Origin of the sequence: Chitinophaga sp. CB10, assembly GCA_001870995.2 — a bacterium.
Taxonomy (GTDB): domain Bacteria; phylum Bacteroidota; class Bacteroidia; order Chitinophagales; family Chitinophagaceae; genus Chitinophaga.
In genome coordinates this window covers 20,687-33,170 of record MLAV02000021.1, presented here as the reverse complement: position 1 = coordinate 33,170, position 12,484 = coordinate 20,687, and the positions used below count along the sequence as shown (strand labels likewise).

Here is a 12,484-nt window from a genome sequence, read left to right as displayed (position 1 = left end):
CTGGCCACGGGGCCAATATCCTTATTTATAGCTACGTTGAGTCGGTTTCACTTCTTCGAACACCAGTTCTTCCTTATGCAGTACATAATCGCTTGGGCCTTTGTATTCCCATGCCGCTACATAGCTGAAGTTTTCGTCGTCACGTTTAGCTTCACCTTCTTCGGTTTGTGATTCTTCACGGAAGTGGCCACCGCAGGATTCGCGACGGTTCAGGGCGTCGATACACATGAGTTCACCCAGTTCCAGGAAGTCGGCCACACGACCAGCTTTTTCCAGTTCAGGGTTGAATTCGTTGGCGTCGCCAGGGATGCGCACATCTTTATAGAAATCCGCACGGAGCGCTTTGATCTCTTCAATGGCTTCTTTCAGGCCCTGTTCGTTACGCGCCATACCGCATTTATCCCACATGATCTTACCGAGCTTTTTGTGGAAGTAGTCAACAGACTTGGTTCCTTTGATGCTCATCAGTTTAGCGATCCTGTCGCGCACCTTGCTTTCCGCTTCCGCGAAGGCCGGGTGATCGGTAGGAATTGCTTTGGTACGGATCTCATCTGCCAGGTAGTTACCAATGGTGTAAGGAATTACGAAGTAACCATCAGCGAGGCCCTGCATGAGCGCAGAGGCGCCGAGGCGGTTAGCGCCGTGGTCGGAGAAGTTGGCTTCACCCAGGGAGTACAGACCCGGAACGGTTGTCTGCAGCTCGTAGTCCACCCAGAGGCCACCCATGGTATAGTGAACGGCAGGGTAAATACGCATCGGCGTTTCATAAGGATTTTCGCCGGTGATTTTTGCGTACATATCGAAGAGGTTACCATATTTTTCAGCAACTACTTCTTTACCCAGTTTAATGATTTCTTCTTTGGATACGCCGTGCATCTGGCGTTTGCTGGCTTCGATGGTGCCATAACGCTCGATCGCCGCGGCGAAGTCGAGATATACCGCCTGTTTGGAAGTACCTACGCCATAACCGGCATCGCATCTTTCCTTCGCAGCGCGGGAAGCCACGTCACGGGGTACGAGGTTACCGAAGGCTGGGTAACGGCGCTCCAGGTAGTAATCTCTTTCGTCTTCAGGAATATCGCTTGCTTTGCGGTTATCGTCTTTTTTCTTTGGTACCCAGATGCGGCCGTCGTTACGCAGCGACTCAGACATCAGCGTCAGTTTGGACTGGTGATCGCCGGAAACCGGGATACAGGTCGGGTGAATCTGCGTGAAGCAAGGGTTGGCAAAGAAAGCGCCATTCTGGGTGGCTTTCCAGGCAGCGGTTACGTTGGAACCCATTGCGTTGGTGGAGAGGTAGAACACGTTACCATAACCACCGGAGCAGATCAGTACCGCATGACCGAAGTGACGCTCCAGCTTACCGCTGATCAGGTCGCGGGCAATGATACCACGCGCTTTACCATCGATTTTCACGATGTCCAGCATCTCGTGGCGGGAGTACATGGTCACATTACCCAGTGCTACCTGGCGTTCCAGTGCGGAATAAGCGCCGAGGAGCAGCTGCTGGCCGGTCTGACCGGCAGCGTAGAAGGTACGTTGTACCTGCGTACCACCGAAGGAACGGTTGGACAGCAGGCCGCCGTATTCGCGCGCGAAAGGAACACCCTGCGCCACGCATTGGTCGATGATGTTACCGCTCACCTCTGCCAGACGGTGTACGTTGGCTTCGCGGGCGCGGTAGTCGCCACCTTTAACAGTATCGTAGAACAGACGGTAAACAGAGTCACCGTCGTTTTGGTAGTTTTTAGCAGCATTGATACCACCCTGTGCAGCAATAGAGTGCGCACGGCGTGGACTATCCTGAAAGCAGAATGCTTTAACCTTGTATCCTAATTCACCTAATGAAGCCGCTGCTGAAGCACCAGCCAAACCGGTACCAATAACAATAATTTCCAGATTACGTTTATTGGCAGGGTTTACCAGTTTACAATGTCCTTTATAATTTTCCCATTTAGTATTTAATGGGCCTGCAGGAATTTTTGCGTTCAACATATATCCTAACTTTTCAGAATTATTTGTTTAAATAAATTACAACGGGAATAGCAGCGAATGCTACAGGTATAGCGATACCGAACAGCCACAAACCGATGAAGTTGATAAGTCCGTTGTATTTGGAATGGTTTAAGCCGAAAGTCTGGAAGGCACTTTTAAAACCATGGATCAGGTGGAAGGACAATGCAATCATACCTACCACGTAGAGGATCACCCATAACGGATTTTGGAAAAGTGCGTATGTAACGCTGTACAGATCTTTGATCGGCTCGGAAACGCCCTCGTAGGATTGGGTAGGCATTTCGGCATAGTGGAATGGAGCCCATAACTGTGCGAGGTGCACCACGATGAAGATCAGGAGAATACTTCCCATAATGGCCATCTGGCGGCTGAACCAGGAGGATGTCTGGTTTCCGGGATTTACCTGGTATTTAACCGGGCGGGCGGCGCGGTTCCTGATAGTGAGTTGGAGTGCAATAAATGCATGCAACACGATCACAATTTTCAAGCCCCAGGCGAGGAACTGAATCAGGCCGTTGTGACCCATGAACTGAGCGTAAGTGTTAAAAGCCTTACCCCCGTCTTTGTACAACAGCTGCAGGTTTCCGGCAAGATGCACGAGTACGAAACTGCAAAGAAAAAAGCCGGTAGCGCCTACCAATAACTTTTTACCGATAGAGGTATTAAAGAACTGTGACCACTTCATAAGTAAAAATCTAAGCTTCCTAGTATAAAATAAGTTGTTGAAATGTCGGGCAAATTTAACGCAGGAAAAATTAAAACCAAATGATATTTATCAGTAAACGTTATTCCAGACGCCTCAGCATGATATTATCTATCATATTAAACAAGTGAATAGGCTGGTAGGTTCGCCACTTTTCGTCCTCCAATAAATGCACATAATTGTATAGGCGCGCTTTCTCGAATTCCTGCCGGGTTTGTACAGGCATGTTGAGGGCTACGATCCAGCCCCCTTCGTCTTTTATATCATCCCACCACTCCTCGTAATAGCAGTCGTCGGAGCTGTGAAAGTTCATTACATTTTCAGAGATCAGTATAAATTTCCGGATCCCTTCGGCTATCATGACATCGATCACCTCCCGCTTGAGGGTCATAATATCATTATCCAGGGTATCATTCCACTCTCCCAACAGTTCGATAATGGCAATACCGAACTGGTAATCAGCATACAGCACCTTCATATACAGGTTCCTGGACCCAAACTCATCCCATTGCGGGTGTACGTAATAGTTATATACGGTGTTGGAGTACTCGAACTCGCTGTATTCCCGGCCATAGAAGGGCGAAAGCTCGTCCTCTTCCGCCGCATACAGGTGGCGCCAGTTATAATATGGTTCGATGTCGTGCATAGCAGGTTATTCTATCAAATTGAGCATTATCGGGCCTTTTCGTAGGCTTCCACGGCTTTTTTCACACTGCCGGCCTTGAGCAGTAACCGTTGGGCCTCTTCGTAATCGGTGAGGGACAGCTGCTGCATGAGCATTTTCACCCCGCGGTCTACCAGCTTTTCGTTGCTGAGCTGCATATTCACCATTTTATTATCCTCTACCCTCCCGAGCTGTATCATCACGGAAGTAGAGATCATATTCAATACCAGTTTCTGCGCAGTACCGCTCTTCATACGGGTGCTGCCCGTCACAAACTCCGGCCCTACCACCACTTCCACCGGGAAGTCCGCCGCAGCGGAGATCGGTGTTTCCGGGTTACAGCTGATGCTGCCCGTGGTGATGCCGTGCCTGCGGCACTGCTCCAGCGCGCCGATTACATAAGGGGTGGTGCCGCTGGCCGCAATGCCAATCACCACATCCTTGTCCGTCACGCCAAACTCCTGCAGGTCCTTCCAGCCCTGTTCCTTATTGTCTTCGGCAAACTCCACCGCCTTGCGGATGGCCGCATCGCCACCGGCAATGATACCAATTACCAGGCCATGAGGCACGCCAAAAGTAGGCGGGCATTCGGAGGCATCCACAATACCAAGTCGCCCGCTGGTACCGGCGCCCATATAAAACAGGCGGCCGCCGGCCAGCATCCTGTCTGCAATTACAGCCACCAGCTTTTCAATCTGCGGGATGGCCTTTGCCACTGCCAGGGGAACTGTCTGATCCTCTTTATTAATATTAATCAGCAACTCCTGTATGCTCATTTTTTCCAGGTGATGGTAGTGAGATTCCTGTTCAGTAACTTTTTCGAATGCCATATATGATGTTTGAGATATAATTAATGATGATATTCTATCAGCCCTTCCATAGGGGTACGCATAACCCTGCCCATAGGCAGTTCGTACAGTTCGCATAACTCCCGGAGTATGTCCCGGAAGTTCCAGGCTACCCCTCCCACAAAATGCAGGGACGTGGTCCAGCTCTCGCGGTACTTATATATATGATTAAAGAAGAAGTCGTTCAGCCCATCTTCCAGGATATTTTCTATCATATAATGCTGGCGGTTCTCCGACAGGAAGGAGGCAAACCCGGCCAGGTAACGGTTGGCCAGCGGCTTCCGGTACACGTTTTCCAGGATCTCGTCCTTATTGGTGTTGTATTTTTCATCGAACCGCTGCCGCAACTCCTCATCAAAAGTATTGTACAGGTAATACTGCAGCACCTTCCTGCCAAGATAAGCACCACTCCCCTCATCTCCAAGTACATATCCCAGGCCCGGATTGTTCTTTACAATCCCGTTTCCGTCATAATAACAACTGTTGGAACCCGTGCCCAGTATGCTGGCAATGCCCGGCCCGCGGCCGCATAAGGCCCTGGCGGCGCCCATCAGGTCATGATCCACCTCGATGTGGCTATCCGGCCATACAATTTTCAACGCGTCCGTTACGCCGGCAATATTCTTAGGCTGCGATAACCCCGTCCCGTAGAAATAAATTTCATCTATATGTAAACCGGCCGGCAACTGGGGGATCAGCTCCTGCCGGAAGATCTGCACAATCTGTTCAACTGTTTGAAAGTAAGGACTGATGCCCTGCGTCTTGTATGGGCCGGGGGCGGCAGCGCCAAGAAGGCCCCACTCAGCCTTTGTAGATCCGCTGTCTGCGATCAGCTTTATTTTTCCAGGCATGTCCGTTTATTTATCAATTTAAAGAATCGTAAAAGTTTGCACCCGAATTATGCTATTTTTGTCACAATTTAAACAAAAGCGTTTCATAAAAACAAATACGGCGCTGGAAGTTTAGGTTGTAAGATTGGTCAAAAATTTAGCGGGATAATAAGTAAAATATGTCTAACAGGAAGCTGAATGTTTTTTTACCCATACTGATGGCAGTGGTGCTGGCGCTGGGAATGTTCCTGGGCCACAAAATGCCAGGCTCCAATACCGGTAGTAATACGATATTCTTTGCCAAAGCCAGCAGAGGCCCCCTCCAGGAAGTGCTGGACCTCATTAAAATGAAGTATGTAGATACCATTAATACAGACGATCTGCAGCAGGAAGCCATAGAAGGCATGCTGATGCACCTCGACCCCCACTCGGTTTACATCCCCCCTTCCCAACTCCAACAGGTAAACGAAGACCTGGAAGGTAATTTTGAAGGCATCGGCGTGGAATTCAACATCACCGCCGATACCGTAAACGTCGTATCCGTCATCAGCGGCGGCCCTTCAGAAGCGGCCGGCCTGCAAACCGGGGATAAAATCCTGAAAGTGGGCGACAGCACCGTAGCCGGCAACGGCATTACCACCGAAAAGATCCGCAAACTCCTCCGCGGCCCTAAAGATTCAGAGGTAACCACCACCCTGCTGCGTAACGGCAAACAGATCACCGCCAAAATCAAACGCGGCATCATTCCCATATACAGCGTGGACGCCAGCTATATGATAGCGCCGGCAGTAGGCTATATCAAAATCAGCAAGTTCTCCGCCACCACCTACGATGAATTCATGAACGCCATGCGCAAATTGCAACGCGCCGGCATGCAGAAGCTCATCATAGACGTGCGCCAGAACCCGGGCGGATTCATGGACGCTGCCACCCGCATCCTCGATGAACTCCTGGACGAGCCAAAACTCCTCGTCTACACCAAAGGAAAGGACTTCCCTAAAGCGGAATTCAAAACCAAACGCCCAGGCGTGTTCGAAAAAGGACCGCTGGCCATCCTGACGGACGAAGGCTCTGCCTCCGCCAGCGAAATCGTAGCCGGCGCCATCCAGGACTGGGACCGCGGCGCCATCATCGGCCGCCGCACCTTCGGCAAAGGCCTCGTGCAGGAACAGTACGACCTCGACAACGGCGGCGCTTTACGCCTCACCGTTGCCCGGTACTACATCCCGTCCAACCGCAGCATCCAAAAGCCTTACGGAAACGGACTGGCCGCCTATGAGGACGATATCAACGAACGCTTTAACCACGGCGAACTGGTAAATAAAGACAGTATCCGCATTACCGACACCGTACCTTACAAGACGGCCAGCGGCCGGCGTGTGTACGGCGGCGGCGGCATCACGCCGGATATCTTCGTACCGTTCGATACCTCCCGTTTCTCCACCACGCTGATGGCCATCTACACCCGGAATACCTTCAGCAACTTCGCTTACCAGTATTTCACCACCCACAAGGAGGAGTTTAAACAATACAAGGACGCACAGGATTTCACCAATAAATTCCAGACCACGCCGGCCATCTACAACGAGTTCAAAGCCTTCGCCAAAACGGACAGCATTCCGGGGCTGGACAGGATCAGCGCCAGGGACGAAGCGGAGATCAGGTCGAGGATCAAAGCGCTCATGGCGCGTCAACTCTACAGGACGGAGGGCTTCTATGAAACCATCAACGCCACCGATCCGGTAGTGAAAAAAGCGCTGGAAACGCTGGAAAAAGAGCAATAAAACACGCAGCTATAACGCAATAATACCCCCGGGGCTATGCTTCCGGGGGTTATTTTTTTGGGGGAGAAATTAATGCCGCAGGGCACGTGTACGCGTACACGAAAAACCGCCCTGCACCCACTGCCAACGCTCCCTACATTTTCTATTCCGTCATTTCCCGGTATAACCCAAATAAAAAAGGCCGCACCATGCAGCGGTGCGGCCTTTTTTAAATCAGAACTTATGTTTTACTGTTGCTTACGTTGCATCTTCGGTAACGATTGTGCAATCAGGTCATTCATTACGTTTACGGCTTCATCCAGGTAAATATCCTTGGTTCTTGCCTTCAGCCAGTCTTTATTGCGGGCCAGCTTGGTAGTGTCGGAACCGATCTTATCCAGGTCCACTTTCATGGAAGTGATGTTCAGCTCTTTTACCTTATCGTTGACCGCGTCATATCTTTTCAGGGCAGCGGTGTTCACCTTCTGCTCTGCTTTATAGGTAGCGAGGTTCAGGGAATAGCTTTCCTGTTTTTCCATTTTCTTCAGCGTAGCGAGGTTTTCATTCAGCAGTTTGAATGCGGCGCTGTTGGCCATCCTCTTTTCGCTATTCTTCCTCAGGCTTTCGGCGTTAACCGGGTTAGACCAGATTTCGTAATTGGATTTAGGAATCTCATCCCAGGCCAGCGCATCGCTGTCTTTACGCTCGGATACTTCGTAGTAGGGGTCCGGCAGCACGATGTCGGAGGAAACGCCTTTCAGCTGGGTGGAACCACCGTTTGCGCGGTAGAACTTCTGCTGGGTGAGTTTCAGGGCGCCGAGGCTCTGGCCGTCCTTCACTGGATAAAAGTCATCCAGGGAGAAGAGGCGCTGCACGGTACCTTTACCGAACGTCTGCTGGCTACCGATGATCACGGCGCGTTTGTAGTCCTGCATCGCGGCAGCAAGGATTTCAGAAGCGGAAGCACTGTATTCATTGACCATAATGGCCAGCGGACCGTCGTACTGAACGCTCTTGTCGCGGTCGCGCAGTACAATGGCGTCCCCGCCTCTGCTACGTACCTGTACCACCGGGCCTTCCGGTATGAAGAGTCCGGCCATTTCCACTACTTCCGGCAGGGAACCGCCGCCGTTGAAGCGGAGGTCGAGGATAATACCCTCTACTTTTTCTGCCTTCAGTTTGGCCACTTCCTTAGCTACATCCGCTGCGCAACGGGCGCCGTTGCGGTCGTTGAAGTCGGAATAGAACTCCGGCAGGTAGATGTAACCGATTTTATGCGTACCGTTGATCACGGCTGATTTTGCGAAAGTTTCCTCCTGGATGATCTCATCCCGCACGATGGAGATGACCTTAACGGTGCCGTCTACACTCTTCACCGTGAGTTTAACGGTAGTACCCTTGTTACCGCGGATCAGCTTCACGGCGTCTTCTACCGGGTAACCGGTGATGTCTACCGGCTCTTTATCACCCTGGCCTACTTTCTGGATCACGTCGTTCACCTTGAGGTGGCCTTCCTTCCAGCTGGGGGAACCGGTGATGATGCTCAGCACCTTGATCTTACCGTCTTCTTCCCGCAGTCCTGCGCCGATACCGAAGAACTTACCGGCCATCTGCTCCTCGAACTGGCGTTTCTCGTCAGGCGGGAAGTAGTCCGTATGCGGGTCCATGGTGGTAGTGATGGAATTTACATACAGGCTGAAACGGTCGTTATCATCCTGGCGGTTTTTAATCCGGTCGAAGTAACGGTCATAGATCTGCTTAACTTTCTGGCGGGCTTCCGCTTCCAGCTGCTGATCCGTTTTGTTCTTAATGCTGTCTTCCTTGGATTTCTCGCGGGTTTCCTGCAGGTCCGTCAGCTTTTCGAGGGTGCGGTATTTCAGCATTTTCCTCCAGGCTTCATAGCGGGCGGCGGAATCAACGGGGAAGTCGATCTTATCCGCATCCAGCACTACGCTCTCCTCTTTGGTAAAGTCAAATGGCTGCGCGAGGATAGCCGGGTAAATGGCGGAGGCCTCTGCCACTCTTTGCTTGATGATGGTGTTGATGTTGCGGAAGCAATCCAGCTGCGCGCCTTTCAGTTCGTCATCAATGTGGGTGGACAATGGGGCCAGCCTGTCAATATCGCTTTTCAGGAAAAACTTCTTTTCTACGTCCAGGCTGCGGAGGTATTTATTGAAAGCTTCTTTAGAGAAAGCATCGTCTATCGGTTTGGGTTGGTAGTGACCTTCCTTGAGCATTTGCCCTACCAGGTTCATGATCACTTCATACCGACCCGGAGGATCGTCTGTCAGACCCATTTTGGTAAAGGCAAGTACGCCAGCGGAAAGGCTGATCAACACTACCGGAATTATCACTTTCAGTCTCATATGTAACACTATTGAACAAAAATATTGTCAAATCAAATATAAAGTAAATTCATCCGTTGCCAGCCGGAATATCTACCTTTTTAACAAAAATTTGGCCGGGCTGAAATGCCCGTCCTCCCTAAGCTGATAACGGTTAAGGCAGTAGTTATGTTTGGCGGTTGCAGCAGGATTATTTAGTCTTTTACCAGTTTGTAGACAGCTCCTTTGAAACCATTGCTGGTGGAGGCGCTGGTGAGCATGTACAGTTCCCCTTGTTCATCTTCGCCCCAGCTGAGGATCTGCAGGTTGTCCGCGGGGCGGTTGGTAAATTGTAAATCAGCCCGTTCCCATTTACTACCGTTCTGTATCAGGACAAAAGCCTTGCCATTATAATCCCCGAAAACGTATAGCCCTTTCAGTGATGGTATGGCAGAACCGCGATATACATAACCGCCTGTAATACTGATGCCGAGGTCATGGTTGTACTCATGGATCGGTGGTATCAGCTTGGATTTGTCCGTGCCGGCAGGTACGTTGAAGTCGTGATACCCTTCCATAATACGCCAGCCGTAGTTACCGCCTTTCCGGATGATATCCACCTCTTCATAAAGATTCTGCCCAACGTCGCCGGCAAAGAGGCGGCCGTTTGCCCGGTCAAAGGAGAAGCGCCATGGGTTACGCAGGCCATAGGCCCAGATTTCCCCGCGGGCGCCGGCGGTTTTCACGAAAGGATTGTCAGCAGGCACTTTATAAGGGATGCCATTCACGTCGATGCGGATTATTTTCCCCAGGATGGTGCCGAGGTCCTGGCCATTGCCGATAGTGCCGTGCTTGTCGCCGCCACCGCCGCCATCACCGAGGCCTACATACAGGTAGCCATCCGGCCCGAAGGCCAGCTGCCCGCCGTTGTGGTTGGATTCCGGCTGGTTCAGCTCCAGCAGCACCCTTTCCGACCCGGGGTCTACCACGTTGGGGTTGGAAGCGGATACCGTATATTCCACCAGTTTGCTTTTGTGATTGAGTCCTTTTACGGGGTTGGCCACGGGAGCGCTATAATAGAGGTACACCTTGCGGTTTTGTTTGAATTTCGGGTGAAATGCCATTCCCAGCAGGCCACGCTCATCATAGGCGGCGTTTATTTTCACCATCTTATCCGCCACGTCCGCAAAAGGAGTGGGCAGCAGCTTGCCGTTTTGCACGATCCATACCTTTCCTTCCTTCTGGCAGAAGAAGAGCCGCCCGCTGCCATCATGGGGTACGGCCATATTTACAGGAGAGATAAACCTGTCGGTAACCAGTTGCAGCTTGACTTTGCGCGCGGGTGGTTCGGCTTCCGGCGTGCCGGGTCCTGCCTGGACAATTACAGCATTTAGTACAGATAATAAGATCAGGCTTACAAATCGATGATTTTTCATATAAGTGCAGGAATTTAGCAGGATAAAAGTAATCATCTCCCCGAAAAATGTATAAACATTTGATAAGCGGAATGACGCATTTTTTGCTTTTATTTTAACTTCGTTTTAAAATTCAACAGATTGGACACGACACCTAACAGGGCGGACGCATATGCTTCACTACGTTACCCGGAATTCAACTATTACCTTGTAATACGCTTTGCTATTGTATTTGCACTGGCGATGCAATTTGCCATCATTGAGTGGAAAGTGAATGAACTGGCGAGAGATCCGTTTGCGCTGGGCCTGATAGGATTGGCAGAGGTAATACCGGCGGTACTGCTGGCGCCCTTTGCCGGGCATATTGTGGATAAGCGGGAAAAGCGGGGTTTGCTGCTGAAATGTATCATCGCCTACCTGTTCATTTCCACCGGCCTGTTCTTACTCACCTGGGATAGAGCCGTGCAAGGCATCTCCACCCATCACGTGCTGATGATGATCTACACGCTGGTATTCCTCGGCGGCGTAGTCAGGGCCTTTACCAGCCCGTCCACCTTTACCCTACTGTCCCTCCTCGTGCCCAAACAGCTGTACGCCAACGCCTCTACGTGGAGCAGTTCCGCCTGGCAGATTGGCGGGGTACTGGGACCGGCTTTAGGGGGATTTTTGATTTACCTCTTTGGCGTCCACTGGTCTATGTTATTGGTCGTATTCATTCTCCTGGCGCCGCTTTACAGTCTTCTCAAAATACAACCCAAACCCATCTACTATAAAAACCAGGGCGAAAGCTTCCTGGAAGGCCTGACAAAAGGCATGAAGTTCGTTTGGAATACCAAGGTGGTGCTTAATGCCATGGCGCTGGATATGTTTGCCGTGCTGTTTGGCGGCGCCATAGCCATGCTGCCGGTATTTGCGACGGACGTACTGCACGTAGGCTCGCTGGAATACGGTATCCTCAGATCAGCGCCGGCAGTGGGTTCCCTTATCACCATGTTTATCCTGGCGCATAAGCCGCTTAATAAAAAACCCGGTATTAAACTCCTGGCAGCCGTGTTCTGCTTCGGCCTTACCATCATTGTATTCGGATTATCCACCAGCTTCATTTTATCGCTGGCCGCCCTGCTGTTCAGCGGCGTGTTTGACGGGGTGAGCGTGGTAATCCGCCAAACCATCCTGCAGCTGAAAACGCCGGACGATATGCGTGGCCGTGTAGCCTCTGTGAGTTCTATGTTCGTAGGTAGCTCCAATGAGCTGGGAGCGTTTGAAAGCGGGTTTATGGCAAGGGCCATCGGGCTGGTGCCCTCTGTGGTATTCGGCGGCTGTGTAACCCTGGGCGTTGTGATCACCACCTATGTTATTTCGCCTGCCATGCGCAAGCTGGACCTGAAGCCCTGACCTGCCGTCAGAGCTTCATTTCTTCTTTTAATCTTTCCAGTACGTAATACACTGCCGGGCAGGTAGTACTGTTCATATAGGTAATATTGGGCCGTTTGAAGAAGTCGTAACTGTCCGTATAGGGATAGTTGTGGCAATCGCCCGGCCGTACATCGTATATACTGCAATAGTTATCCTCGCCGAGGAACGGGCAGGGACTGAACTTCACCACATAATCCTCATCGCTGTCAATTTTCAGGTAGGTATCAATGAAGGCGGCTTCCTTCATGCCCAGGTGTTTGGAGATCCTTTTGATATCTGGGGCTTTGAAACGCGGACTGATAGTTTTGCAACATCCGGCGCACTGCAGGCAGTCGATCTTGCTGAATGCCTCGTCATGCAGCTCCGGGAGCAGCTTCTCAACGCCTTTACCACGGCGGGAATTCAATTTTTGCAGGAACTGTTTGTTGGCTTTTTGTTTATCCCTGGCTTTTTGTTCCCAGTTTTCTAAAATATTGCTCATTTGCTGCAAAGATAGGTATTTCGG

Annotated in this window: 10 protein-coding genes; 2 read left to right on the top strand and 8 right to left on the bottom strand. The window is 51.0% G+C overall.

What is annotated here, in order from left to right:
* Window positions 1-21: 21 nt before the first annotated feature.
* The 5 genes from BOC67_RS22830 to BOC67_RS22810 form a co-directional block, all read right to left on the bottom strand.
* Window positions 22-1,995 (bottom strand): fumarate reductase/succinate dehydrogenase flavoprotein subunit, encoded by a 1,974-nt coding sequence (locus tag BOC67_RS22830; RefSeq protein ID WP_291914047.1) that lies wholly within the window; start codon window positions 1,993-1,995, stop codon window positions 22-24.
* Between the two features lie 19 nt (window positions 1,996-2,014).
* Entirely contained in the window at window positions 2,015-2,701 is a 687-nt protein-coding gene (locus tag BOC67_RS22825) for a succinate dehydrogenase cytochrome b subunit (RefSeq protein ID WP_291914045.1), read from the bottom strand.
* Between the two features lie 100 nt (window positions 2,702-2,801).
* Complete coding sequence (locus BOC67_RS22820; RefSeq protein ID WP_291914043.1) at window positions 2,802-3,365, bottom strand: hypothetical protein; 564 nt, start codon at window positions 3,363-3,365, stop codon at window positions 2,802-2,804.
* A 26-nt stretch (window positions 3,366-3,391) separates the two neighbouring features.
* Window positions 3,392-4,213 carry an N-acetylmuramic acid 6-phosphate etherase gene (gene murQ, locus BOC67_RS22815; RefSeq protein ID WP_291914038.1) on the bottom strand — a complete coding sequence of 274 codons (822 nt, stop codon included), beginning with the start codon at window positions 4,211-4,213 and terminating at the stop codon, window positions 3,392-3,394.
* Window positions 4,214-4,233: 20 nt separating this feature from the next.
* Window positions 4,234-5,082, bottom strand: coding sequence for an N-acetylglucosamine kinase (locus tag BOC67_RS22810; RefSeq protein ID WP_291914035.1), 849 nt, complete (start codon window positions 5,080-5,082; stop codon window positions 4,234-4,236).
* A gap of 158 nt (window positions 5,083-5,240) precedes the next feature.
* Between BOC67_RS22810 and BOC67_RS22805 the strand changes: the two genes are divergently transcribed.
* Complete coding sequence (locus BOC67_RS22805) at window positions 5,241-6,845, top strand: S41 family peptidase (protein ID WP_291914034.1); 1,605 nt, start codon at window positions 5,241-5,243, stop codon at window positions 6,843-6,845.
* Between the two features lie 227 nt (window positions 6,846-7,072).
* Here the strand turns inward: BOC67_RS22805 and BOC67_RS22800 are convergent, their stop codons facing one another.
* Window positions 7,073-9,190, bottom strand: a complete 2,118-nt coding sequence (locus tag BOC67_RS22800) for a carboxy terminal-processing peptidase (protein ID WP_291914031.1) — start codon at window positions 9,188-9,190, stop codon at window positions 7,073-7,075.
* 173 nt (window positions 9,191-9,363) lie between these two features.
* On the bottom strand, window positions 9,364-10,584 hold the full coding sequence (locus tag BOC67_RS22795) for a PQQ-dependent sugar dehydrogenase (RefSeq protein ID WP_291914029.1): 1,221 nt from the start codon (window positions 10,582-10,584) through the stop codon (window positions 9,364-9,366).
* 120 nt (window positions 10,585-10,704) lie between these two features.
* Between BOC67_RS22795 and BOC67_RS22790 the strand changes: the two genes are divergently transcribed.
* Complete coding sequence (locus BOC67_RS22790) at window positions 10,705-11,958, top strand: MFS transporter (protein ID WP_291914027.1); 1,254 nt, start codon at window positions 10,705-10,707, stop codon at window positions 11,956-11,958.
* Between the two features lie 7 nt (window positions 11,959-11,965).
* On the opposite strand, the gene BOC67_RS22785 is transcribed toward BOC67_RS22790, so the two are convergent.
* Window positions 11,966-12,460, bottom strand: a complete 495-nt coding sequence (locus BOC67_RS22785; protein ID WP_291914025.1) for a YkgJ family cysteine cluster protein — start codon at window positions 12,458-12,460, stop codon at window positions 11,966-11,968.
* Window positions 12,461-12,484 lie beyond the last annotated feature (24 nt).